General features: G+C 43.5%; 23 protein-coding genes and 3 pseudogenes. 18 read left to right on the top strand and 8 right to left on the bottom strand.

What is annotated here, in order from left to right; translation table 11 throughout:
* The first annotated feature begins 22 nt into the window (after positions 1 to 22).
* On the top strand, positions 23 to 1,996 hold the full coding sequence (locus RKD52_RS03970) for a S9 family peptidase (RefSeq protein ID WP_454098755.1): 1,974 nt from the start codon (positions 23 to 25) through the stop codon (positions 1,994 to 1,996).
* Positions 1,997 to 2,193: 197 nt separating this feature from the next.
* On the opposite strand, the pseudogene RKD52_RS03975 reads toward RKD52_RS03970, so the two are convergent.
* A pseudogene (locus tag RKD52_RS03975) lies at positions 2,194 to 2,527 on the bottom strand (NifU family protein).
* A 104-nt stretch (positions 2,528 to 2,631) separates the two neighbouring features.
* Here RKD52_RS03975 and RKD52_RS03980 point away from each other — a divergent pair.
* Positions 2,632 to 2,958: a YuzD family protein gene (locus RKD52_RS03980; protein WP_454098756.1), complete on the top strand. Its 327-nt coding sequence runs from the start codon at positions 2,632 to 2,634 to the stop codon at positions 2,956 to 2,958.
* An 80-nt stretch (positions 2,959 to 3,038) separates the two neighbouring features.
* On the opposite strand, the gene RKD52_RS03985 is transcribed toward RKD52_RS03980, so the two are convergent.
* Positions 3,039 to 4,106 (bottom strand): NAD(P)/FAD-dependent oxidoreductase, encoded by a 1,068-nt coding sequence (locus RKD52_RS03985; protein WP_454098757.1) that lies wholly within the window; start codon positions 4,104 to 4,106, stop codon positions 3,039 to 3,041.
* 236 nt (positions 4,107 to 4,342) lie between these two features.
* On the opposite strand from RKD52_RS03985, the gene RKD52_RS03990 reads away from it, so the two are divergent.
* The 5 genes from RKD52_RS03990 (at position 4,343) to RKD52_RS04010 (ending at position 8,348) form a co-directional block, all read left to right on the top strand.
* A complete protein-coding gene (locus RKD52_RS03990; protein ID WP_369734239.1) occupies positions 4,343 to 4,627 on the top strand; it encodes a YuzB family protein in 285 nt (94 codons plus the stop codon).
* Positions 4,628 to 5,743: 1,116 nt separating this feature from the next.
* Positions 5,744 to 6,604, top strand: coding sequence for a diaminopimelate epimerase (gene dapF / locus RKD52_RS03995; RefSeq protein ID WP_454098758.1), 861 nt, complete (start codon positions 5,744 to 5,746; stop codon positions 6,602 to 6,604).
* 83 nt (positions 6,605 to 6,687) lie between these two features.
* Complete coding sequence (locus RKD52_RS04000) at positions 6,688 to 7,050, top strand: HesB/IscA family protein (protein ID WP_029284144.1); 363 nt, start codon at positions 6,688 to 6,690, stop codon at positions 7,048 to 7,050.
* A 142-nt stretch (positions 7,051 to 7,192) separates the two neighbouring features.
* Entirely contained in the window at positions 7,193 to 8,050 is an 858-nt protein-coding gene (locus tag RKD52_RS04005) for a hypothetical protein (RefSeq protein WP_454098759.1), read from the top strand.
* A 25-nt stretch (positions 8,051 to 8,075) separates the two neighbouring features.
* Entirely contained in the window at positions 8,076 to 8,348 is a 273-nt protein-coding gene (locus tag RKD52_RS04010) for a hypothetical protein (RefSeq protein ID WP_454098760.1), read from the top strand.
* A 60-nt stretch (positions 8,349 to 8,408) separates the two neighbouring features.
* On the opposite strand, the gene yumC is transcribed toward RKD52_RS04010, so the two are convergent.
* Positions 8,409 to 9,404 (bottom strand): ferredoxin--NADP reductase 2, encoded by a 996-nt coding sequence (yumC, locus tag RKD52_RS04015; RefSeq protein WP_454098761.1) that lies wholly within the window; start codon positions 9,402 to 9,404, stop codon positions 8,409 to 8,411.
* 385 nt (positions 9,405 to 9,789) lie between these two features.
* Here yumC and RKD52_RS04020 point away from each other — a divergent pair, with 385 nt between their 5' ends.
* The 5 genes and pseudogenes from RKD52_RS04020 to RKD52_RS04040 all read left to right on the top strand — a co-directional run bounded on the left by RKD52_RS04020 (position 9,790) and on the right by RKD52_RS04040 (position 13,092).
* Complete coding sequence (locus RKD52_RS04020) at positions 9,790 to 11,013, top strand: NAD(P)/FAD-dependent oxidoreductase (protein WP_454098762.1); 1,224 nt, start codon at positions 9,790 to 9,792, stop codon at positions 11,011 to 11,013.
* A gap of 103 nt (positions 11,014 to 11,116) precedes the next feature.
* A pseudogene (locus RKD52_RS04025) lies at positions 11,117 to 11,459 on the top strand (NUDIX domain-containing protein); the annotation flags it as partial.
* 301 nt (positions 11,460 to 11,760) lie between these two features.
* Positions 11,761 to 11,889 carry a YuiA family protein gene (locus RKD52_RS04030; RefSeq protein WP_158001666.1) on the top strand — a complete coding sequence of 43 codons (129 nt, stop codon included), beginning with the start codon at positions 11,761 to 11,763 and terminating at the stop codon, positions 11,887 to 11,889.
* A gap of 91 nt (positions 11,890 to 11,980) precedes the next feature.
* Positions 11,981 to 12,271 carry a YuiB family protein gene (locus RKD52_RS04035; RefSeq protein ID WP_454101134.1) on the top strand — a complete coding sequence of 97 codons (291 nt, stop codon included), beginning with the start codon at positions 11,981 to 11,983 and terminating at the stop codon, positions 12,269 to 12,271.
* Between the two features lie 146 nt (positions 12,272 to 12,417).
* The gene (locus RKD52_RS04040) at positions 12,418 to 13,092 is read left to right on the top strand and encodes a 3D domain-containing protein (protein WP_454098763.1); all 675 of its coding nucleotides are present in this window, start codon (positions 12,418 to 12,420) and stop codon (positions 13,090 to 13,092) included.
* A gap of 110 nt (positions 13,093 to 13,202) precedes the next feature.
* Here the strand turns inward: RKD52_RS04040 and RKD52_RS04045 are convergent, their stop codons facing one another.
* Both RKD52_RS04045 and RKD52_RS04050 read right to left on the bottom strand, forming a co-directional pair.
* The gene (locus RKD52_RS04045) at positions 13,203 to 14,018 is read right to left on the bottom strand and encodes a cobalamin-binding protein (protein WP_454098764.1); all 816 of its coding nucleotides are present in this window, start codon (positions 14,016 to 14,018) and stop codon (positions 13,203 to 13,205) included.
* 12 nt (positions 14,019 to 14,030) lie between these two features.
* On the bottom strand, positions 14,031 to 14,510 hold the full coding sequence (locus RKD52_RS04050; protein ID WP_369734230.1) for a divergent PAP2 family protein: 480 nt from the start codon (positions 14,508 to 14,510) through the stop codon (positions 14,031 to 14,033).
* Between the two features lie 157 nt (positions 14,511 to 14,667).
* On the opposite strand from RKD52_RS04050, the gene RKD52_RS04055 reads away from it, so the two are divergent.
* From RKD52_RS04055 to RKD52_RS04065, 3 genes and pseudogenes are all read left to right on the top strand, one after another.
* Positions 14,668 to 15,051 (top strand): DUF309 domain-containing protein, encoded by a 384-nt coding sequence (locus tag RKD52_RS04055; RefSeq protein WP_454098765.1) that lies wholly within the window; start codon positions 14,668 to 14,670, stop codon positions 15,049 to 15,051.
* A gap of 30 nt (positions 15,052 to 15,081) precedes the next feature.
* A pseudogene (locus RKD52_RS04060) lies at positions 15,082 to 16,573 on the top strand (leucyl aminopeptidase).
* A 682-nt stretch (positions 16,574 to 17,255) separates the two neighbouring features.
* Entirely contained in the window at positions 17,256 to 18,584 is a 1,329-nt protein-coding gene (locus RKD52_RS04065; protein ID WP_454098766.1) for a Na+/H+ antiporter family protein, read from the top strand.
* A gap of 38 nt (positions 18,585 to 18,622) precedes the next feature.
* Here the strand turns inward: RKD52_RS04065 and RKD52_RS04070 are convergent, their stop codons facing one another.
* Entirely contained in the window at positions 18,623 to 18,781 is a 159-nt protein-coding gene (locus RKD52_RS04070; RefSeq protein WP_369734226.1) for a hypothetical protein, read from the bottom strand.
* Between the two features lie 184 nt (positions 18,782 to 18,965).
* On the opposite strand from RKD52_RS04070, the gene RKD52_RS04075 reads away from it, so the two are divergent.
* Together RKD52_RS04075 and RKD52_RS04080 are read left to right on the top strand one after the other, a co-directional pair.
* Positions 18,966 to 19,499 (top strand): DUF6241 domain-containing protein, encoded by a 534-nt coding sequence (locus RKD52_RS04075; RefSeq protein ID WP_454098767.1) that lies wholly within the window; start codon positions 18,966 to 18,968, stop codon positions 19,497 to 19,499.
* Positions 19,500 to 19,724: 225 nt separating this feature from the next.
* Complete coding sequence (locus RKD52_RS04080) at positions 19,725 to 20,552, top strand: hypothetical protein (RefSeq protein WP_454098768.1); 828 nt, start codon at positions 19,725 to 19,727, stop codon at positions 20,550 to 20,552.
* 196 nt (positions 20,553 to 20,748) lie between these two features.
* On the opposite strand, the gene RKD52_RS04085 is transcribed toward RKD52_RS04080, so the two are convergent.
* Positions 20,749 to 21,303 (bottom strand): restriction endonuclease, encoded by a 555-nt coding sequence (locus tag RKD52_RS04085; RefSeq protein WP_454098769.1) that lies wholly within the window; start codon positions 21,301 to 21,303, stop codon positions 20,749 to 20,751.
* 224 nt (positions 21,304 to 21,527) lie between these two features.
* The gene (locus tag RKD52_RS04090; RefSeq protein WP_454098770.1) at positions 21,528 to 22,112 is read right to left on the bottom strand and encodes a biotin transporter BioY; all 585 of its coding nucleotides are present in this window, start codon (positions 22,110 to 22,112) and stop codon (positions 21,528 to 21,530) included.
* Between the two features lie 104 nt (positions 22,113 to 22,216).
* Here RKD52_RS04090 and RKD52_RS04095 point away from each other — a divergent pair, with 104 nt between their 5' ends.
* Complete coding sequence (locus RKD52_RS04095) at positions 22,217 to 22,813, top strand: sulfite oxidase-like oxidoreductase (RefSeq protein WP_454098771.1); 597 nt, start codon at positions 22,217 to 22,219, stop codon at positions 22,811 to 22,813.
* Positions 22,814 to 22,859 lie beyond the last annotated feature (46 nt).

Raw genomic sequence — 22,859 nt, forward strand, 5'->3', positions numbered from 1 at the left:
AGAAAGAATGGTGTGAGTGAAAATGGAAAAAAGGGTCATTGCTGCAGAAGATTTATACAAACTGAAGTCTGTCAACGATCCGCAAATGTCACCCTGCGGAACGAAAGCTGTATACGTTGAGACATCGATTCAGGAAGAAAAACATCACTACATATCAAACCTGTTTTTGCTTGATTTAAAAACAGGCGAGAAGGTTCAATGGACATTTGGTGAACACAGAAACACATCGCCACGATGGTCCCCCGATGGCAGCAGGCTTGCCTTTTTGTCCAACAGAAGCGGGAAAAATCAGCTTTACGTTATGTCAGCAGGAGGTGGAGAAGCAAAAGCACTGACAGAAGAGCATCTTGCCGTTTCCCAGCCTGTGTGGAGCCCGGATAGTGCGAGTATCCTTGTTTCTCTTGCACTTGCTCCTGAAGATACATTGGAAAAAGCGAAAGAAGAGGAAAAGCAGCCGGAACCGCTCGTTGTTGAAGACAAGAGATATAAGTCGGATGCTTCAGGCTTCGTCAGAAACAAAAAAAGACAGCTTGCTGTTGCAGATGCGGAAACCGGAGAACTCAAACTGCTTGGGTTCAGAGAATATGACTGCAGCGATGCAGCTTGGTCGCCTGATGGAAAGGCCGTAGCTTTTACATCAAATATGACGGATGATCCTGACCAAAACCTGATCTCAGATGTCTATATTCTGTCTCTTGACGGGCAGGACCTGACAAAACTGACAAACAGCAATGGATTTTACGGCAATCCATCCTGGTCGCCTGACGGCAGGTATGTAGCCTTTTTAGGACATGAAAAAGAATATCTTGGGGCTACGTTTTCAAAAATATGGCTGTCTAATCGTGAAACTGGGGAGCTTTCCTGCTATTCTGCAGACTGGGATGTTCATATCAGCGATGCGGCGGTGGCAGATTTTATTTCGGGAAGTGTCTATCCGGGACTTATCTGGACGGAAGACAGCCAGGGCTTTTATTTCATTGTGACGGATCAGGGAAATACAGGCGTTTACTACGGTTCGCTTGAAGGCCAGACAGTTCCTGTCCGCTTTGAAAACGAGCACGTCTATGGGTTGTCCGTTCATGTTCAAAGCCATACGGCTGTCCTTGGCATCAGCCGTCCGGATCATCCGAGCGACCTGTACTTTTTCGATTTCAGCACAGGTGAAAACAGGCAGCTGACAAGCATTAATGAAGCTTTTATAAACGAAGTGGAGCTCTCTGTTCCGGAAGCAATTGCATATAAAGCGGAGGACGGACTTGAGATTCACGGATGGATCATGAAACCGGCAGGCTACGCGGAAGGCGTGAAGTACCCGCTTGTTCTTGAAATTCACGGGGGTCCGCACGCGATGTACGCCAACACCTATTTCCATGAATTCCAAATGCTCGCTGCAAGCGGAAAAGCGGTTCTTTATACAAATCCGCGTGGAAGCCACGGATACGGCCAGCATTTCGTTGACCAGGTTCGGGGAGATTATGGCGGAAGCGATTATACCGACTTGATGAGTGCTGTAGATTATGTGCTGAACACATATGATTTTATCGATGAGGACAGGCTCGGTGTAACTGGAGGCAGCTACGGAGGCTTTATGACAAACTGGATTGTCGGCCATACAAACCGGTTTAAAGCAGCAGTGACACAGCGTTCAATCTCCAACTGGATCAGCTTTTACGGAGTGAGCGACATTGGATACTACTTCACTGAATGGGAGCTTGGCGGGAATTTGATTGATGATTTCGAGAAGCTGTGGCACCATTCACCGTTAAAATACGTTAAGAACGTCGAGACTCCTCTTCTTATTCTTCACGGCGAAAAGGACTACCGCTGTCCTGTTGAGCAGGCAGAACAGCTTTACATCGCTCTGAAGCAACTGAAAAAAGAGACTAAGCTCGTCCGTTTCCCTGAAGCGAACCATGAACTGTCAAGAAGCGGGCATCCAAAGCTCAGAATTGACCGCCTGAATCATATTAAGGAATGGTTTGATAAATACCTGTAAATAAAAAAAGATGGTGAGCGGGCTCACCATCTTTTTTGCACTATTATGAAAATTTGTGGACAACATAAGTCATCCACGTCCAGCTCCAGCGCCTAGATCCTCTGTCAGAACAAATCCGCCAAAAAAGTCAAAACCGGACTTTTCTGACGGATTCTTATCTGCCTATCGAATCTAATCAAGGCGCTTCCGCTTTTGCATTAAAATACTTGCTCTACCTCAACAACGCCAGGAACTTCTTCTAAGAGAGCACGTTCGATACCGGCTTTAAGTGTAATAGTTGAACTCGGGCAGCTTCCGCATGCTCCAAGAAGACGCAACTTGACAATACCGTCCTCTACATCAACCAATTCGCAGTCTCCGCCATCGCGAAGAAGGAACGGACGCAGTTTATCTAGTACTTCCTGAACTTGTTCAACCATTTGAGTTTCTGTTGTCATTTGAAATCGACTCCTTCCTTATCTTGCTATTATATTCAAAATACGTGTGAAAATCTATTGTTTTGACTGGTGCAAATTCTGTAATTAGTTTCATTTTATCACATTCTGGCGGGAATAAAAATGGAAAGCAGCCTGTATTTTTCGTGGCAAAAATGAACGCTGTCCCTTACAATGAAAGAAAAGAACAGGGGGAGAACGATGGAAAAACGACTGAAGGTTTTTGTGTACGGTGCTGAAGTGCTCTGTCCGAGCTGTGTAAACCTCCCTTCAACAAAAGATACATGCGAATGGCTCGAAGCGGCTCTTTCACGCAAATTCCCGCAGCAGCCCTTTCATATTGAATATGTGGATATTTATCAGGAGCACGAAGATGCGGAGAAAAAGGAATTTGCAGAAAAGATTGCGAATGATGAATACTTCTATCCGCTTGTCGTCATTAATGGAGAAGTGGTAGGGGAAGGCAGCCCGAAATTAAAAGTGATTTATGCAGAATTGGAAAAGCACGGCTACGTTTCCGCATCGTGAAAAAAACAAAGAAAACGCAAGGCTGCAGACTGCCTTGCGTTTTTTTTAGTTGAGGACAGTCAGGAATTGCATCCTGTCCTTTACCCATTATGATACTTGTACATCCAAAGAATCCCTGATTTTAATAGTCTAGGGACACGTCCAATCAGAGGACGGTCATTTACAAGGCCAAAGCCATGTTTTTTTCCAAGTGATCCGAGCACGCCTTTTAATTTGAAGGCAGGGAAGTTTTGCGGAAGTTCTTCACCATTCCATTTTTTCAGCAGAACCTGAACAATCTGCTCGGCCTGTGCTTCAGCAAGCTGGGCACTTGGAGCATGAGGGAGACTCGCGCAGTCGCCGACAACGAAAGCATCCTCATAATCAGGAAGAAAATGCTGCTTCGTCAGGATGACCCTTCCCTGCGGATCTTTTTCAACCGGAAGGTCTCTGACTACTTTATTTGGCTGAATGCCTGCTGTCCATACGATGGCATCATATGTAAGCGGCTCATCATGATTGTAGAGAACGTTTTGCTCTACTTTTGTCACATTCGCGCTGTTCACGATTGTCACGCCATGGTCTTCAAACCAGCCTTGTACATATTTGCTCAAACGTTCAGGGAAGCTTGAGAGAATATTCTTGCCGCGGTCATATAATGTGATTTTCAAATCTTTGCGGCTTTCTCTGAGCTCACTGGCAAGTTCAACTCCGCTTAGGCCTGCGCCAACGATTGCAACAGATGCTCCGCCGCTCAGGTTGTTAAGCAGCTGATATGTTTCCCGTGACTGGTCAATGGTCTGGATGCTGTGTGTATATTCTTTTGCTCCCGGAACATTGTGATACTTGTCCTCACAGCCCAGGCCGATAATCAGATCATCGTATGAAATCGGTTCCTGATTGGACAGATAAACCTTTTTTTCCTGAAGGTCAATGGAAGTGATTTCCCCGTAAGCTGTGTTCAGACGCTCATGCTCAGGAAAATCGACGCGTATGTGATGGTCTGAAATCGTTCCCGCAGCAAGCGCGTAATATTCCGTTTTTAAGCAGTGATAGGGATTTTTATCTATGAGTGTAATTTGCACATCATCAGGCAGCTGTCCAGGAAGCAGCCTGTGAAGGATGCGCATTCCGCCGTATCCGCCGCCAAGAATAACTAAGTTCTTCATTGCAGATTCCCCTTTTTCTCCTCATTAAGCGAGTATATTCTAATCTATTTTATGGGTGATTCATAAGAAAACCTTTGCAATATGCCATATAAAAGTATAACGAATTTGCAGATAAACCACAATATGTTATGAAAAAGTCATCTAATAATCTGCAAAGTCCGCCAATAGTAAATCACTTTTATAAATATGTGTTGTTATTTACTGAAAAGTATATCATAAAACGTTAAATATTGACGATGGGGCATGAAAAGAGTAGCATTGGTTGCAGGTGCGAGGTGATAAGGTTGAAACCAATAATTGAATTTTGCATAAGCAATCTGGCGAACGGGTCCCAAGCTGCTTTAGAACAGCTCGAAAAAGATCCGAATCTGGATATTATTGAATACGGGTGTTTAGGGTACTGCGGCAAATGCTATTCGTCACTCTATGCCCTTGTCAACGGAGAGATTGTAACAGGGGAGACATCAGACGAACTCGTAAAGAACGTTTATGAGTATCTGGAAGAAAATCCTATGTTTTAATAGATGCATTTTTAAAAAACACGTACTTCGGTGCGTGTTTTTATATGTTTGATGGCACTTATCTGTGGGTTCGGAACCATCAAGCGGATGATATTCTATTTTGATGTCACTTATCTGTGGGTTCGGAACCATTAAGCGGAGGATATTCTATTTTGATGGCACTTATCTGTGAGTTCGGAACCATCCAGCGGAGGATTTTCTATTTTGATGGCACTTATCTGTGAGTTCGGAACCATCAAGCGGAGGATTTTCTATTTTGATGTCACTTATCTGTGGGTTCGGAACCATCAAACGGAGGATTTTCTATTTTGATGGCACTTATCTGTGAGTTCGGAACCATCAAGCGGAGGATTTTCTATTTTGATGGCACTTATCTGTGGGTTCGGAACCATCAAGCGGAGGATTTTCTATTTTGATGGCACTTATCACTGAGTTCAGAACCATCAAGCGGAGGATTTTCTATTTTGATGGCACTTATCTGTGAGTTCGGAACCATCAAGCGGAGGATTTTCTATTTTGATGTCACATATCTCTGAGTTCGGAACCATCAAGCGGAGGATTTTCTATTTTGATGTCACTTATCTCTGGGTTCGGAACCATCAAGCGGAGGATTTTCTATTTTGATGTCACTTATTTCTGGGTTCGGAACCATCAAGCGGAGGATTTTCTATTTTGATGGCACTTATCTCTCAGTTCAGGATCATCAAACGGAGTAGTGCAGGAGATTAAGTATCCTTTCTTGCATAATGGCAACTAATCAGTAGCGCTCTAAAATGTAGCAAGTACTGAATATCGTTTTTTGTCAAAAGTATATGGACACTGCTGAAATCGGCTGTTAATTTAGACACATCAAAGTTTATTGTCTAAGTTTGAAGAAATGACGAATTTTTTATGGGGAATAATGGGGGTTGCCGTGCTTTTTGCGATTGCGGCTTTGCAAACCTGTTGAGTGCTGCAATTGCAGGAATGTTTATGTTTTAAGACTGCCGTAACGAATAAAAGCTCCCTGCATGAAGCAGGGAGCTTTTATTATCTATAACAAACGGGGGATATTTCTATTGTGCTCCGGTTTCCAGCATTTTATACTTATAAAAAGAAAAAAAACGGGAGACTCTTATGAACCAATTTAACTTTACCAAAATGCACGCACTTGGAAATAACTATATATATGTAAATATGTTCGAAGAAAAGATTGAAGAATCACGTATATCCGAAATCGCCGTAAAGGTATCGAATGTCTATACAGGGATAGGATCAGACGGCATGATCCTCATTTGTCCTTCAGATAAAGCAGCCGTAAAGATGAGAATTTTCAACAGTGACGGCTCTGAAGGGAAAAACTGCGGAAACGGACTTCGCTGCGTGGCGAAATACGCGTATGAGAATAAACTGACAGAAGAAAGAGAGTTTTCAATTGAAACCCTCTCAGGCCTTGTCTATGCAAAACTTGAAGGCGAAGGTTCCGTTATCAGCAAAGTGACAATTGACATGGGAGAACCTCTGCTTACCCGCAGCGAAATTCCGATGCAGGGAAATCCGGATGAAAGAGCGGTAAACGCACCTCTTGAATTTAACGGAAAACAGTATATGGGCACTGCTGTTTCAATGGGGAATCCTCATCTGGTCTTTTATGTGGATGATATTGAGACGGCACCTGTTTTAACCCTTGGTCCGGTTGTTGAAAAAGCCCCTCTATTTCCTGAAAGTGTGAATGTCGAATTTGTAGAAGTCGTATCTGAAAACGAGCTTCACTTCAGAGTGTGGGAGCGCGGTTCAGGCGTAACGATGGCTTGCGGTACAGGAGCATGTGCCGCCGTTGTTTCTTCTGTTTTAAATGGGTTCACTAAAAGAGGAGAAGATACGACGGTTCATTTAGCAGGCGGAGATTTGCTTATTAATTGGTCTGAAGAAGGAAATGTTTTTATGACAGGACCAGCTGAGGTAATCTGTACAGGAGTCTATTACTACAGCAGCTGACAGGCTGAATCATTTGAGACTTCTTTCCGGATTGGGTATACTGGTAGCATAGCCTTTGGATAATCGGCAAAGGAGGAATAAAGATGAGCGATTTAGTAACAATTACGGAAGCAGCAGCTTTTCAAATAAAAGACATGATGAAAGAGAACGGCGAGGAGCAGGCTTATCTGCGTGTAGGCGTAAAAGGCGGCGGATGCAGCGGCCTTTCTTACGGGATGGGCTTTGAGCAGGAGCCGGGCGAAGACGACACGCAATTTGAGCTTCACGGCATTAAAGTTGTAGTGGATAAAGAGAGTACGGCTATCCTGAAAGGCACGATTATTGACTTTAAAGAGTCCCTGATGGGCGGCGGCTTTACAATCGACAATCCGAATGCCATTGCTTCATGCGGCTGCGGTTCTTCTTTCAGAACAGCAACAAATACTGGTACTCCTGAGGAGTGCTGATAAAAGGACATTTCCCTGTAACGACAGGGGAATGTTTTTTTTTGCTTGTTTTACATAATAACCCCTGATTCTTTTCTCTGACACTGGACAAAAACCCAGCATATAGTATGGGTGTGAAAACGATAAGGGGGCAGAGCAAAGTATGTATTATCATCCATATACGCCGTATCACGGCTATTATTCTTACCGTCTGAATTCAACAGACGAATTAAATGAAGGTCTGTATAAATGGGGCAAGTTCACATTTTCAAATGATGCTGAAAAAGAGGCCTTTATTTTTTACTTAGACAAAGAGTCGGGAGATGCGTATATCCTGTCTTTTCCTGCTTTAACTACAAGCAGAGTAAACGTTAGCGATATAAAATCATTTAAAGTAATGGAGAAACCTCCGAAGGCTGAAGGCGAAGGGCAAAATGGAGGCGGTCAGTCAGAGCAGGGGCAGCAAGGCGGCTCTTCAGAAGGCGGACAGAACGGCGGACAAGGCGGATCCGGCGGTCAAAATGGCGGATCCGGAGGGCAAGGCGGAACTGAAGGGGGTCAGAACGGCGGAACAGGAGGTCAAAATGGCGGTTCCGGAAGCGGACAGAGCCCATTTGGCGAGATGCCGGGAATGGGTCAGAACGGAGGCTCACAAGGCGGTCAAGGGGGATCGCCTGGACAGATGCCTGGCATGGGTCAGGGCGGAAGCTCACAAGGCGGTCAAGGGGGATCGCCTGGACAGATGCCGGGAATGAGTCAAGGTGGAGGCATGCAGGGAGGCCAGCAGAGTCCGTTCGGCCAAATGCCCGGAATGGGTCAAGGTGGAGGCATGCAGGGAGGTCAGCAGAGTCCGTTCGGCCAGATGCCTGGAATGGGCCAGGGCGGAGGCATGCAGGGAGGCCAGGGAAGTCCGTTTGGCCAGATGCCCGGATCAGATCAGGGGATGATGCAGTTTGACGGCCAGCGGTATCAGCAGCCGCAACCGTATTTTTATAACCCCTACAACCAAAACTGGCAGTAAATAAAGATAGAGAAAAACTAAGTGGTTGGTTGCTAAAAAGGAAGAGTTGGCAGTAAAAAAAGGGAAGTTGGTAGTAAAAAAAGGGAAGTTGGTAGTAAAAAAGAAAGAGTTGGCAGTAAAACAAGGGAAGTTGGCAGTAAAACAGAAAGAGTTGGTAGTAAAGCCGGAAAAGTTGGTTATAAAACGGCAATCCTGGCAGCAAAATTCAAGTGTTGGCAGAAAAACTGACTTATCATGCAGTGAGCATGTAAAACTTGCCGCTCTCATCATTTTTTTCTGGATTAAACCAAAAAATTAACGCAAATAAAAAAAGATTGCAGAGAAATAAAAAATTTCTCTGCAATCTTCATTATTTCCCTTATTTTTCAAACAAGCTTGTGCTGTGAAGAGGCTGCACTCTTGCTTTTGGATCCATATAGGCTTTTGCATTGTTAACGGCAGTTGGAGCTTCTCCAAATCCGCTTGCAATCAGCTTGACTTTTCCTTCGTACGTGCAGATATCTCCTGCAGCATAAATGCCTTCAACATTTGTCTCCATTTTGCTGTTGACGAGGATGGAGTTTTTTTCGATTTCAAGTCCCCAGTTTTTAATTGGGCCGAGAGAGGAAACAAATCCGAAGTTTACGATGACAGCATCAACGTCCAATACTTCTTTGCGGTCACCTTTTACTTCTTCTAATACGACCTGTTCAATCTTGTCTGATCCAGTCAGTTCAGTTGGGATGAAAGGAGTCAGGATTTGAACTTTCGAGTTGTTTAAATTTTCTACACTGTGCTCGTGGGCGCGGAATTTATCTCTTCTGTGGACAAGGGTCACTTTTTCTGCAATCGGTTCAAGCATAAGTGACCAGTCTACTGCTGAGTCTCCGCCTCCGCATACGAGTACGCGCTGTCCTGCAAACTGATTCAGGTCATCGATGAAATAGTGAAGATTTGATTTTTCAAATGAAGCCGCTTCTTCAAGCTCGATTTTACGCGGCTGAAAAGCACCGTTTCCGGCAGTAATGATGATGGTTTTAGAGTAATGGACTTCTTGATCGGTTGTCAGTTTGAAAACGCCGTCTGCCTGTTTTTCAACATCGGCAACTGCCTGTTCAAGACAAACCGTTGGTTCAAATTGAGCCATTTGTTCTTTTAAGTTGTTGACAAGCTCCTGAGCGAGGACTTTTGGGAATCCCGCTACATCATATATGTATTTTTCAGGATAAAGGGCAGAGAGCTGTCCCCCAAGCTGCGGAAGGCTCTCAATAATTTTAACAGATGCCTGGCGCATGCCGCCGTAGAATGCCGTGAACAATCCTACCGGTCCGCCTCCGATAATCGTGATGTCGTATACTTTTGTGTCTTCCTTCACAAAGATAACCCCCAATTGTAATTGATAATGATTCTTAATGTTAACATATTGTCACTCGTTCGTCATTTCAGCCGGCAGCCGCCTGCAGTGCGAAAGAGTCATTCACTGTTTGATTATGATTATTATAGAGAATGTTTTTATTTTTGTAAAATTCTTAACGTTTTTAATCCTTTAATTTGGTCTTGAAAAAATCAGTACAGGTGCTATTATGGAATATAGGCATTATTTCTATCATATTTAATTATTTGCTTCTTTCTGAAAAGTTAAGTGAACATTTTCACAAACTTTTTTGCGGAAAACAAAATAAAAAGCTGTAAAGCGGAGGAAGATAAGGAATATAGACATTATTCTATCCTTCACAGCAAAAAAATCAAAAAAGGTGGATGTGATTCGGTTGAGAAAGCCCAAAATAGTAGTACTAGGTGCAGGTTACGGCGGATTAATGGCAGTTACGCGTCTTCAAAAAATGATCGGTGTAAATGAAGCAGATCTTACACTTGTGAACAAAAATGATTATCATTATGAAACAACATGGCTTCACGAGGCATCAGCTGGTACGCTGCATCATGACAAAGCAAGATACCAAGTAAAAGATGTCATCGATAACAGCCGCGTGAAATTTGTGAAAGATACTGTTGTATCGATCAACAAAGATGAGAAGAAAATCGTCCTTTCAAATGGTGAGCTTGAGTATGACTATCTTGTTATTTCTCTTGGTTCTCATCCTGAGACATTTGGAATTAAAGGTCTTAAAGAATATGCATTCGGCATTACAAATATTAATGCTGCACGTCAATTGCGCGAGCACATCGAATATCAATTTGCTACTTACAACACAGAAGAAGTAAAACGCGACCAGCGTCTTGCAATTGTTGTGGGCGGAGCAGGCTTCACCGGCATCGAGTTCCTTGGAGAGCTTGCAAACCGTGTTCCTGAGCTTTGCCGCGAGTACGATGTTGATCATAAGAAAGTGCGCATCATCTGTGTAGAGGCTGCTCCAACAGCGCTTCCTGGATTTGATCCTGAGCTGGTTGAGTATGCTGTAAATCATCTTGAGCGCAAAGGTGTTGAATTTAAAATCGGCACTGCGATTAAAGAATGTGTTGAAGACGGCATTATCGTTGCAAAAGACGATGTAATGGAAGAAATTAAAGCTGACACAGTTGTTTGGGCAGCAGGCGTACGCGGAAACAGCATTGTAGAAGAAGCCGGATTTGAAAACATGCGCGGCCGCGTAAAAGTTGACTCTTACCTTAGAGCTCCAGGCCATGATGATGTCTTTATCATCGGGGACTGCTCTCTTGTGATCAACGAAGAAATCAACCGTCCATACCCTCCTACAGCTCAAATCGCTATGCAGCAAGGTATCACAGCTGCTAAGAACATTTCAGTTGCAGTCCGTGACCAGGGCGAAATGGAAGAGTTCAAGCCTGACATTAAAGGTACAGTAGCTTCTCTTGGCGAAGACGATGCAGTAGGCATGGTATTCGGCAAAAAAGTAATGGGTACAAAAGCTTCATTCATGAAGAAAATGATTGATAACCGTGCTCTTATGATGGTTGGCGGAGCAGGTCTTGTAGTGAAAAAAGGAAAATTTAAGTTTTTCTGAGAAATCGATTAAACTAAAGACAAGAGCTATATGCTTTTGTCTTTTTTTTTACGCAAAAATTGATATTTACATAAAGGATTTTCAAAAGGAAGGGGAGTTTTAAATGTCATCCAAACGGGGACATGTGTGGATTGCCGTTTCAGGGCTTGTTGAAAATGAGAATGGTGAATGGCTTGTCGTTAAAAAGCGTTATGGAGGTTTAAAGGGCAAATGGTCATTTCCTGCCGGCTTTGTAAACGAGGGAGAAACAGTGGATGAAGCTGTTTCAAGGGAGATCTTAGAAGAGACAGGGATAGAAACGGCTGTACTTGGTGTGATTGGGATCAGGTCAGGTGTCATCCATGAAAAAATCAGCGATAACATGATTATTTTCAGGCTTAAAGCCATCTCTTCAGACATTACCGTTCAGGAAAATGAACTGTTTGAAGCAGCCTTTATGCACCCCAATCTACTAAGGGAGCATAGTGATTCGTCTTTGCTTCTAAAATCATTCGCAGATGAAACGTTTGAAAAAATGCTGAACAAAGTGGACGGGGCGAATCCCGGAAATCAGTTCGGATACACAGCTTACCGTTTATTTTTATAATTTTCAAAATAATAAGAAAAGTTAAGGAAACGAGAGGAAGAAGTTGATGTATTCGCTTACATCAGGAATCTCGTCAGATTTTCTTCCTTTATCCTTTACAAAGAACCTGATATAGTATCTTCAATATCTAAAAAGAGATTTTTACCGGGAGGGAAATATAGATGATCAATGGATCTGTTATCGAAAAGAAAGAGTGTCCTTATTGTTCGGGTAAAGGATATTTCCAGCTGCTTCTTGGAGGTTCCGAAACGTGCGACTGCTGCAACGGAACAGGGAAGAAATCAGCATAGATTTTAAGATTGACGGGTTATCCCTTGTTCAGTACACTAAAAGAGGTGTATTGGAGGGGATAACTTGTTTTTGCCTGTATTAATCATTTCAATGCTTTTATTTTTTGTTTTGTTTTTTGGAATCGGTTTCTTGCTGAACATGCTGCTCAGAATGTCATGGATCATGGCTATTATTTATCCGATTGTCTGCATCTTTATCGTAGATTCAGTTAAATTTACGGCCTACTTCACAGCTCCCGGTTCATCTATATCTTCGCTTGGACAGCGTTTTGCGTCATTGGCCCTTGCAGATATCCTGATATTAGTAAGCGGACTCGCCGGAGCCATCGTGTCCGGAATCGTCATTAACATGCTGCGAAAAAGAGGATATCAAATGTTTTAGTCCTGATCTGTACGATGCGTGCAGGTCTTTTTAGTATGTTTATACTCTTTTTTATAAGATCTAGAAGAAATTGGATTCCTCTTCATTCTGAATATTTCGCTTCCTGATTGGAAACGATTATGAGTGTGAGAGGAGTGACACATAAGATGAAAAAAATGATAAGGCGCCTGCTGATGGCTATTATGCTTCTGCTTGCGCTTGGCACGACGTTCAAGGCTTTTTCAGGTGCAGAAGCGACAGATATAACGGGCTGGACCGGATTAGCAGAAGGTAGATTAAAGGCAGAAAATCACCCCTACAAACTGTCAGGACTTACATTCAAGTCATTAAAAAGCAAAGAAACGGCGCTTGCGATTTCAGCCACAGGTGAAACATCAGAATCGCTGGAAGACCAAATGGCGCACTACCCCAAAAAAGAAGTCACGGCTACCGGATACACTGCAGGCTTCGAATCAACGGGTAAACATCCCGAACATCCGGAATACGGCATCACTTATTCCGGCGTAAAAGTGAAAAGAGATTTATATTCTACAATTGCAGCTGACCTTAACGTCTTTCCTATCGGCACCATTCTTTTTATACCAGACTACGGCTTCGGCGTCGTAGCGGACAAAGGCGGAGCCATCAAGGGAAATGAGCTCGATCTCTACTACGACACCGTAGATGAAGTCTATGAGCTCTGGGGCAAAAAGACATTAGACATATACATCGTCCAGAAAGGAAACGGACGGTTAACTGAAAAACAGCTGACGGAGCTTAATGAAAACAGTTCCATGCAGGCGTTCCGTCAAAAATACATGAAGCCTAAAACAAAGAGTTAGAGACTGGGCAAAAAACAGCATCCGGAGGGCTGCTGTTTTTTTTGCATGATTTTTATATGAAGGAAGCTGAATAAATAAAAAAAGTCCTGGCCGCGGCCAGGGACTAAATGTTATATGCGCAATTGTAAATCATCCATTGCTTTCGGTTTTGGATAAACGCCAGGATGCAAGATGTCAGCAAGCTTCGCAAGCCCGTGCAGCAGGCGGGGGGAAGGACGGCAATAAAGCTGTTCTTCGAGCAGATGTATACGGTTCTCTCTTACAGCTGCAACGCTCTCTGCATGCTGTCTCTTTAAAACATGTGAGATTTTCATCCGGCTTTGTTTCACTCCGACCCAGGCAAGGCAGATATGGTCAGGGTCTCTCTCCGCTACATCGCTCCAGTCCGTTTGAACGCTCGCTAAATCGACATCTTTAAATAGATTCGTACCGCCTGCAAGTTCACACATTTCTGTGAGCCAGTTGACTCCGCCCGGTGTGAAAATCGGATTCGGCCACCATTCAAAATAGACGGTCGGGCGTACGTTCAGCTTCTTTGAAATTTCCCGGTATTCATCCAGGAACTGATGATACCGGGAAACAATGTCTTCAGCTCTTTTTTCCGCTCCTGCTGCTCTTCCGACTGCAAGCAAATCATCGCCAATGTCTTTAAAAGACTGCGGATTAAGAACAAGATGCGGGATGTTTCGCTTTTTTAGCTCTTCAATGTTTTTTTCCATTCCCGGCACACTCAATGAGGCAAGAACCAGGTCTGGCTGATGCTGTTCAACAAGATCCATATTTATGGACAAGTCAGGGCCAAGCTTTGGGAGTTCAGTTACCCGTTTTGGCCAGTCTGAAAAGTCGTCTATAGCTACAAGAGAATCTGCAAGCCCAAGATAGGCAGCAAGTTCTGTATTGCTTGGGCAGATTGAAATCAGGCGCACGCAATCTCTCCTTTATAAGATGATCAGATAATGGAGGAACAGAGTCAGAAGAATACCTGTCAGTCCTCCGAAGAACACCTCGATTGGCTGATGTCCGAGGAGCTCTTTTAATTTTTCCTGCTTTTTTTGTTCTTCCTGTTTTGGCCAGTTTTTGGCTTCGCCTACAAATGTATTAAAGTCGGTGACAAGCTTATTGAGAACGGTTGCCTGTTCACCGGCATGTCTTCGTACTCCAGTTGCATCAAACATCGTAATGATTGCAAAGACGGCTGAAATAGCGAAAAGGGAGGAAGCAAGGCCGTTGTCAATCGCTACCCCTGTTGCAAGGGCCGTTACGGCTGCAGAGTGAGAGCTCGGCATTCCGCCTGTGCTTGTGATAAGCGACCAGTCAATCTTACGGGTGGCTATGTAGGTGATGGGCACTTTTACAAATTGTGCAAAAAAGATGGCTGCAAGTGAAGCCAGTAAAGGGAAGTTAAGAAATGTCTCCATGAAGTCTTACATCCTTTCGGTTTCGTGATGGTATGCTGGTATCGCTCTCAATTATAGTTCCATGTATTCATGCCCTTATCCTTTGTCATTTGTTCAAATAGTATAAAAACTTTTTGTGCTTTGATACAATGGGAACAGAGGGGAGTGTGCCTGCTTCATGACTCTTTATCCGATGGAATATTATCAGTTTTTTATCTCATTTAATGAAGGCGATTATTATACGTGCCATGATCTGCTCGAATGGATCTGGCTGACTGAAAAAGATAACCTTTTTTTAAAAGGGCTGCTTCAGATGACGGTCGCTATTTATCATTACGAATATGGCAATATTAAAGGAGCAAGGCTTATGATGCAAGCAGGGCACTCTTACATACAGCCTTACCGTCCTTCATACTGGGGCGTCGACCTTGAAGAGATAAATGAGTTTATGGAACGTTCGCTTGAGATCATTCCATCTGACGTACAGTCGGTGCCTTTTGAGGAAGCGGGACGGCTCCCAAAACTGCCAGCTCTTTTTCTTTACCTGAAAGAGCAGGAATGAAAACATAATATATGATGGAGGTGTGCTTGGATGTTTCATATTAAATCACATGCATCCTGGGAAGAAGAAACAATCGTAATCGGTCTTTTCCATAAAAACGGTCCGTTTTCAGGCGTTCTTGAAGAACTTGACCGCAAGCTTGACGGACAGCTTGCAGAGCTTAGCAAAGACGGAGATCTGCCAGCGAAAAAGAAAGCCATTACCAAAGTACATACACTTGGAAAACTGGCAGTAAAGCGAATCTACTTTGTCGGGCTCGGCAAGGAAAAAGAATATGATTTTGATGCATCAAGAGAAGCTTTTGCCAAGCTTTTCAGAACGGTTCAGGACGCTAAAATTCAGTCTGTAGCTGTATGCCTTGATACGTTTACAAACGAAAACGTCGACGGGAATGAGGCCGCACATGCGCTTGCCGAGGTGCTGCCGCTTTCTACATATAAAGTTCAGGATTATAAACAGCGTTCAAACGAACCCGAGCGGAACATTCATCAGGTCACAGTCATTTCACAGGCAGATGAAGATGAAATACGTTCAAGTCTGACAGTAGGATCTGCATTTGGAGAAGGAACAAATGCTGCAAGAACGCTGGTCAACATGCCTGGGAACATTTTAACAGCAACAGAGCTTGCCAAGTATTCTGTAGATCTTGCGGGGAAATACGGATTTGAGTATGAAGTGCTTGAAAAGGAAGATATGGAGAAGCTTGGAATGGGAGCGCTTCTTGCTGTAAACAAAGGCTCTGAGGAACCGCCGAAGATGATCGTCCTGAAATATCAGGGAAAAGAAGAATGGAAAGATGTCATTGGCCTGGTCGGCAAGGGCATCACATTTGATACCGGAGGCTACTCGATTAAGCCAAAGGACGGCATTGTCGGCATGAAAACAGATATGGGCGGAGCGGCCGCCGTTCTTGGAGCGATGGAAATCATCGGAAAGCTGAAGCCAGAGCAAAATGTACTGGCAGTGATTCCATCAACAGACAACATGATCAGCGGCAATGCGTTTAAGCCGGACGATGTCATCGTATCACTAAGCGGAAAAAACAATCGAGGTGCTGAATACAGATGCAGAAGGCAGGCTGGTCCTTGCGGATGGCATCACGTATGCCAAGCACCACGGAGCAGACTATTTAGTGGACGTAGCGACTCTTACAGGAGGAGTCATCATCGCACTCGGCACTCATACTACTGGAGCCATGACAAACGATGAAGCCCTGTTTGAGCAGGTTCTTGAGGCTTCGCATGAATGCGGCGAGCCAATCTGGAGACTGCCGATCACAAAGAAGGACATTGAAAAAGTGCGCGGAAGCAAAATGGCAGACTTGAACAATTCTCCGGGACGCGAAGGGCACGCCATTATGGCAGGCACATTCATTGGTGAATTTGCAGAAGGCACGCCTTGGGTTCACCTTGATATCGCAGGAACAGCAACATCATCCAAAGGGGACGAATTTGGTCCTGCAGGCGCTACAGGTGTTATGGCGCGTACACTGGCAGCTTTAGTTGAACGGTTTGAAGCATAATTGATAAGAATGTCCGGCAGAAACAAGCTGCCGGGCATTTTTTTTTGCCTGCCGGACTAATGGTGAAGCTCGCTGGAAATTGAATACAGGAGAAGCGAGCTGGAAGATAGCATAGGGAAGCGGAAGAATCGTACGGTAAAAGCGGGTCCGTGTGTGAAGATGGCGTAAGGAAGCGGAAGAATCGTACGGTAAAAGCGGGTCCGTGTATGAAGATAGCATAGGGAAGCGGAGGAATCGTACGGTAAAATAGGCTCGTGTATGAAGATAGCATAAGGAAGGGATGGAATCGCACGGTAAAAGCGGGTCCGTGTATGAAGATAGCATAAGGAAGCGAAGGAATCGTACGGTAAAAATGGGGTAGTGTATGAAGATAGCATAAGGAAGGGATGGAACCGTACGGTAAAAGCGGGTCCGTGTGTGAATATGGCGTAAGGAAGCGAAGGAATCGTACGTTAAAAACGGGTCCGTGTATAAAGATAGCATAAGAAATCAAGAGAATTGCAATATTGCTCCCCGGAAAATCATGGATCTAAACCCATCTATTCAACAAATCCTTTAGTCTGCTAATATAATAAAATTTTAACATTGACACCAAAATTAAAAGTATGTTATTTTATCTCTATTGAATTTATTTCTCTAATACATTACCAAACTAAAGTGAAAGATTTCGGAGGTTTTATTGATGAATGCAGTGATTTTGGCTGTCGTTGTGATGCTGATTTTGAGCCTGCTGCGGGTAAATGTTGTCTTTGCCCTTGTTACTGGAGCTCTTGTCGGCGGATTGACAGGCGGTCTTGATTTAAAAGCAACAATTGAAACATTTACGGGCGGTCTTGGCAGCAATGCCACAGTTGCCCTGAGCTACGCTTTGCTCGGTGCGTTTGCTGTCGCTCTTTCAAAAACAGGATTGCCTGATGCAATGGTCGACGGAGCGATTAAACTGGTTGGCAAAGAAGGAGAAGAGAGAAAGAAATCTCTATCCAAAGTACTTATTATTTTAGTGATCCTGATTATTTCAATCTTTTCACAAAACGTGGTTCCGGTTCATATCGCGTTTATCCCTGTATTAATTCCACCGCTTCTTAAGGTTCTTAATCAGCTGGAAGTAGACCGCCGCTTAATTGCAGTAGTCATTGCATTCGGATTGATTACACCTTATATGCTGCTTCCGGTGGGATTCGGCGCAATTTTTCATGATATTCTTCAAAAAAACATGGCATCCGGCGGATTAACTGTAAGCCTGAAAGATATTCCTGAGGCGATGCTGATTCCATCTGCAGGTATGGTGGTAGGTCTGATTGCGGGTTTCTTCACGTACAGGAAAAAACGTACCTATCAAACAAAAAACGTTGCTGATCAGCAAATGGCTGTTTACACGAAAAAGAGTGTCGGATTTGCTGTGCTTGCCATTGCAGTTTCGTTAACTGTTCAATTGATCCTGTCTCAAAAACTTGAGGTAGAGGGAATGATCTTCGGTGCGCTAGCAGGAATCATCGTCCTTTATGCAACAGGTTCGATGAAATGGAATGAAGCAGATGAACTGCTTACAACGGGTATGAGAATGATGGCGTTTATCGGATTTGTCATGCTTTCTGCAGGAGGATTTGCAGCTGTTATGCAGGAAACGGGACATATTGAATCTCTTGTAAAAACGTCAGCCGATCTGATTAACGGAAACCAGTCGCTTGCTGCATTGCTGATGCTTCTTGTTGGTCTGCTTGTAACAATGGGGATCGGATCTTCGTTCTCTACTGTTCCGATTATCGCTACCATTTTTGTACCGCTTTGTCTGGAGCTCGGTTTCAGCCCGATGGCGACAATCGCTTTAGTCGGTACCGCGGGAGCATTGGGGGATGCAGGTTCTCCTGCGTCTGACAGCACGCTTGGGCCAACTTCAGGATTAAATGCCGACGGTGAGCATAACCATATTTGGGATACCGTTGTACCTACTTTCCTTCACTATAACATTCCGCTTATTATTTTCGGATGGATTGCGGCAATGGTTTTATAAACATGAAAAAGCCTCCTGCTCATGCAGGAGGCTTTTGACTATTTTTCAGATAAGTTGTTTATCCGCTGAACAAGCTCTTCGTCATCCATTTCAAGAATAACGTCTTCTAGCTCAGGCTTTTCGGCAGCCAGTTTGCTTTCATATGTTTCGCGCTCAAGCTCATTCAAAAAGTAGCGCTTCATTTGAAGAACGGTCATGACGTTCACCTCTTTCATTAAATTTCAATATAATTTTTTCCATAATAGGAATCTACTATACATGAAATCTATGATACTGTAAGATTTTATCGAATTTTGTCTAGTTGTGCAAGGATTCAATCTGCGGCAGGAGATTGAAGAAAAGAAATCGAACTAGACAAGAAAAAATGAGAGGGGTGCTGTCATGAAGTGGACGAAGCAAAAGCGGATATTTGCTGGCGTTCTTTTTATTGTTCTCGTGTGCGGAGGAGCGGCGGCTTATGTTTTTACCGATTTGAATCCAACACCTGTGCAGAGTGCTGAACAGGTAGACAGCAAGATTGATAAACATGCAGACAAGCTTGCAAAAGTAGACTTGAGCAGCAATCCGTTTCCGGTCGGCGGCGAAACGGTAACAGAAGATCAAATTCAGAAGTACCTGCACGGCATGTCCCACCAGAAGGTTGAGGCAAAAGATAAATGGATCCATTTTGAAATAACGGAAGAACGGATTCTCTACTTAATGAAGCAGATTGAAAGCAACAAAACTGCATTCGGCCATGCAGATCTGTATCTTGACATGTTAAGCAGGTGGCTCGAGGGGGATTACTCAGAAGCGGACCGGGACCATAATGCAGTGTGGAATCTTCAGGGAGGAACAATAGGCAAAGCAACTGGTGTGCTGACGGATGCTGAAGAGGCTCAGTATCTGGAGGAGAATAAGGAAGATAGGAAATGATTAGTTCCTAAACGGCAGACTGCGCTCAATTGGCTGACTGGGTCGGTTCAGAAGTCCCAAATATAGCCCACGAACACACCAATCAGTATATGAGGTGTGTTTTATTTTGTGAAATTTAATCGGTATGTTAACTTATTCATCAATCTGGGTATTTAATGGAAGAAGTGATGAGGTGCGCTTCTTTTATATGGTTACATAAAAGGAAATAAGATGTGAAGGAGATGAATGATGTCGGCTGAATTGGCATTTAAAAAGTACAAACGTTTTCTGGAAAAAATCGACACAGCAAAATATGCTGTCCTCTGTGATCAATCCCGCTTCAGGGCATCTGCCTACAACAGACTGGGCAGTACCAAAGGATACCTGATAGTCCGCGAAAACGGAGAAATACCTCCGAGAGAGGAGGCCATTCCTCCTTACCGAATGTTTATAGAATTTAATTCTTTTATGTTTGGGATTGATGAACAAGCTCAAGCCGAAAGCAGGAAACCGACTGCTGTCTTTCAGGATACGATAAACCTTTTGGAACAAATAAAGCCCTTCGTTCAATCAAGCAAACGTGAGGCTGATCTTGCTGCATCCCAAATAAGAGAGCTGGATAGAGGCTTTCAAAGAATAAGAGAGATTCGTCCGGAAGCCTTGAAGATTCACGGAGAAGTAGTTGATACAGGGGTATTAGATGAAAACGTCTTAAAGAATGTCAGAGCTCTTATGAAAGAATTTACAGAGCTTCAATATAAGCATTTACATATTCAAATCGATGCCAGAGAAAATTTTTTAATCATAACGAAAGAACTCACCAACAGTGTAAAAGGTTTATCCGGCAAAGAGAAAAGGGCGGCAAAAAAAGCTGAGGATGTATTTACATTTCTGACTGAAGAGAAATATCAATCCGGTTTGAGAAAAAGTTTAATAGAGTTTGAAAAAGATCCTGACGGAAATCAGAGATCCTTTTATAAACTGGGAGATTGGGAAGAAAAATTAAGTAAAAATTCTGACAAAATAAACGATTTGATATTTCAAAACGAATTACTTGCTCAATTAAGAAATTAATATCAAAGAAGTTAGCGATTGCTGTGCTGCTGTATACAGATACAATACAAACCTTTTGAAAATCAATAAAAAGCATATCGGCAGCTATGCTGTCTGATATGCTTTTTTATGTGCTAAAGTAGATCAATGGTTAAAATGTTTAGAGCAGGATGCCCTTTAATTGGTATGGAGGTCGACTGAGAAGATCAGCCTGCATTCACATTTCAGTAGAGGCTTTTCCCTTATTAACCTTTAATATCCACGAAATAAGCTGATTACGGCCATAAAGCCTGATGTTATTCTCCCTGGCGAATTCCTTTGCCTGTAAAGTGAAATCATTATTGGAAATAATCCAGCACTCCTCCGTTTTAAGTGTGAGGGATTCTTTGGAGGCTTTTTGCACGAGCCTGATTCCGACCAACCGTTTATGGCACTTTACCTTAACAGCAGCTGTTTTTCCTGAAGGTGTACTCAATAAAAAGCTGATTCCCTCATGCTCAGCTGAATTGTCAGCATGATAGCCCTGCTTTACGAGGAGATCAGCGACAAATTGCTCAAGTTCCCCGTCTGACATCTTATCTGTTTTCCAGATTTCAGATTGACTCTGCCTTGTTAAGTCTCTTTTGATTATGAACAGCCCGAATGACATAAAGACTGCCAGTAAAAGAAAAAAAGTGATGAATCCTGCATCAAAGCTTTTAGTCACAGCCCATGCTGCAGCTGGTACTGAAAATTGCACCAGCAGAATCCATTTTAATAATCGTTCTCTCAAATGGCCACATCCCCTTCTGAAAAACGAATTTTTCTTAGTTTAATAATGATGGATTATTAGAAGATTGACAATTTATAATCATGTTCATCATCTCTTCAGTCCATAAGCATTTTTCCTTCTGCCGGATGATATCCGAATCTGTTTATAAGCAGTGTGCAGGGTTATGGGCATGCACGACATAAAAGCAGACGGAATGAATACCGTCTGCTTTTAAAGAGAAAGAATCAGGCCGCACTGTGTCTTCCAGCGCCGGCTTTTCTGTGAACAGCGTAATAGATTCTTGGCGCGATAAGCGCACCAATCAAGGTAAAGATAACATCTTTAACCATAAACCATGTCATGACTGCCCATGCCCCTATGTAGCTCATATCTACATTCAGCCAGTAGTTCAGAGCCGCATACATGTAGGTGGTTCCTATTATATAGATGAGAGCAATGCCTGCAAAGGATGCCAGCATGAAAACTGGCAGAGCAGGTTTTTTGTTTGCCTCCAGAATTTTACCTGCTGCATATGCCGCTGCAATATAGGAAAGAATAAATCCGCCCGTGCTGCCGAACATGACGCCGATCCCGCCGCTGAATTGGGCAAACACAGGTGCGCCGGCAATTCCAATCAGTGCATAAACGATCATGGAGAGTGCCCCAAGCCTGCTTCCAAGAAGCAAACCTGCTAAAATAGCAAAAAAGGGCTGCATGGATAATGGAACGGTTCCCACGGTTAAAAAGGAAGTAAGATTTGCGCCGATGGCCATCAGTGCTGCAAACATCCCGACAAGCGCCAGGTCATAAGCTTTTAATTTTGTTTTCATATTCTCATCCCCCATAGATGCTATGTATGTTCCATTAAAGAGTAACTGAAAAAGCGCAAATATGTCAACTTCATTTTTATTTAGTTAACAAAGGTGGTGTTTAGATGTATTTTGGCAAGGTAAGATCGAAAGGCGACCCGGACCGAGTGCCGCCAAATCAGCATGTCACTACGACATTTCCTGTCCTGCATGCAGGGAATGTACCGTATTATGAAGACATCAGCAAATGGGATCTTCAGATTTTCGGGCTTGTCAAACAGCCGAAGCGGTTTACATATGAAGAGCTCATGAGCCTGCCTCAGTCAGAGCAGGGAAACGATATTCACTGTGTAACCGGCTGGTCGAAGCTTGATAATGTCTGGACAGGAATTAGATTGAAGGAACTTGCTGAAGCTTGCAGCCTGCTGGAAAACGCAAATTACTGTATCCTTCATGCCGAAGAAGGATGGACGACAAACCTCCCAATAGAGGACTTTCTGAAAGAATCGAGTCTGCTTGCCCACTCCCATAACGGTGAACCGCTCACACCAGAGCACGGATATCCGTTCAGAGCCGTTTTTCCTCACCTGTATTTTTGGAAAAGCGCCAAGTGGCTGCGCGCAATCCAGTTTACAGAGCACAATCACCCTGGATTTTGGGAGAAGAATGGGTATCACATGTATGGAGACCCGTGGAAAGAAGAAAGGTTTACATGGGACTGAAAAAGCACCTGCTGCAGGTGTTTTTTGTTTTCTTAAATAAGACAAT

This window comes from Metabacillus sp. SLBN-84 (assembly GCF_053629595.1).

Bases quoted from the DNA above. Each gene is read 5' to 3' on its own strand.
- RKD52_RS03970 (WP_454098755.1), top strand. From the start codon at position 23: ATGGAAAAAAGGGTCATTGCTGCAGAAGATTTATACAAACTGAAGTCT.
- RKD52_RS03980 (WP_454098756.1), top strand. From the start codon at position 2,632: ATGGAAAAACGACTGAAGGTTTTTGTGTACGGTGCTGAAGTGCTCTGT.
- RKD52_RS03985 (WP_454098757.1), bottom strand. From the start codon at position 4,106: ATGAAGAACTTAGTTATTCTTGGCGGCGGATACGGCGGAATGCGCATC.
- RKD52_RS03990 (WP_369734239.1), top strand. From the start codon at position 4,343: ATGGGGCATGAAAAGAGTAGCATTGGTTGCAGGTGCGAGGTGATAAGG.
- dapF (WP_454098758.1), top strand. From the start codon at position 5,744: ATGAACCAATTTAACTTTACCAAAATGCACGCACTTGGAAATAACTAT.
- RKD52_RS04000 (WP_029284144.1), top strand. From the start codon at position 6,688: ATGAGCGATTTAGTAACAATTACGGAAGCAGCAGCTTTTCAAATAAAA.
- RKD52_RS04005 (WP_454098759.1), top strand. From the start codon at position 7,193: ATGTATTATCATCCATATACGCCGTATCACGGCTATTATTCTTACCGT.
- RKD52_RS04030 (WP_158001666.1), top strand. From the start codon at position 11,761: ATGATCAATGGATCTGTTATCGAAAAGAAAGAGTGTCCTTATTGTTCG.
- RKD52_RS04035 (WP_454101134.1), top strand. From the start codon at position 11,981: ATGCTTTTATTTTTTGTTTTGTTTTTTGGAATCGGTTTCTTGCTGAAC.
- RKD52_RS04040 (WP_454098763.1), top strand. From the start codon at position 12,418: ATGAAAAAAATGATAAGGCGCCTGCTGATGGCTATTATGCTTCTGCTT.
- RKD52_RS04050 (WP_369734230.1), bottom strand. From the start codon at position 14,510: ATGGAGACATTTCTTAACTTCCCTTTACTGGCTTCACTTGCAGCCATC.
- RKD52_RS04055 (WP_454098765.1), top strand. From the start codon at position 14,668: ATGACTCTTTATCCGATGGAATATTATCAGTTTTTTATCTCATTTAAT.
- RKD52_RS04065 (WP_454098766.1), top strand. From the start codon at position 17,256: ATGAATGCAGTGATTTTGGCTGTCGTTGTGATGCTGATTTTGAGCCTG.
- RKD52_RS04070 (WP_369734226.1), bottom strand. From the start codon at position 18,781: ATGACCGTTCTTCAAATGAAGCGCTACTTTTTGAATGAGCTTGAGCGC.
- RKD52_RS04075 (WP_454098767.1), top strand. From the start codon at position 18,966: ATGAAGTGGACGAAGCAAAAGCGGATATTTGCTGGCGTTCTTTTTATT.
- RKD52_RS04080 (WP_454098768.1), top strand. From the start codon at position 19,725: ATGATGTCGGCTGAATTGGCATTTAAAAAGTACAAACGTTTTCTGGAA.
- RKD52_RS04090 (WP_454098770.1), bottom strand. From the start codon at position 22,112: ATGAAAACAAAATTAAAAGCTTATGACCTGGCGCTTGTCGGGATGTTT.
- RKD52_RS04095 (WP_454098771.1), top strand. From the start codon at position 22,217: ATGTATTTTGGCAAGGTAAGATCGAAAGGCGACCCGGACCGAGTGCCG.